A 364-nucleotide genomic window follows, 5' to 3' on the forward strand; every position below is an offset into this window, starting at 1 on the left:
TGGCTTGCGAGCGTCGGTTAATTCTCTGCAAGCTGCGCTGCTTTGGCGCGGATCGGTCAACGACCCCGAACACTAAAGCGACGCTGATGTTTGGCGTCCCCTAGGGGATTCGAACCCCTGTACTCACCGTGAAAGGGTGATGTCCTAGGCCTCTAGACGAAGGGGACATAATCTTTTCAGATCTGTCTTTAATTTGCTGCTGACTAAAATAAACTGGATTTAAACTACTTGCCAGTTACTTACTGCGTCAACTGCAAAGACCGCTATTTTAACTACGCTACTGCTGTTTGTGAAGTCTTTTTTGCTACAAGTTCCAGGTTTTGGAACGACTTCACACTGCTCTGATGGTGGAGGTAAGCGGGAT

General features: G+C 48.1%; 1 tRNA gene. It reads right to left on the minus strand.

What is annotated here, in order from left to right:
* Nucleotides 1-91: 91 nt before the first annotated feature.
* Nucleotides 92-167: transfer RNA gene (locus EN824_RS33750), tRNA-Glu, on the minus strand.
* Nucleotides 168-364 lie beyond the last annotated feature (197 nt).

This window comes from Mesorhizobium sp. M8A.F.Ca.ET.181.01.1.1 (assembly GCF_004792025.1).
In the GTDB taxonomy this organism is placed as follows: Bacteria; Pseudomonadota; Alphaproteobacteria; order Rhizobiales; family Rhizobiaceae; genus Mesorhizobium.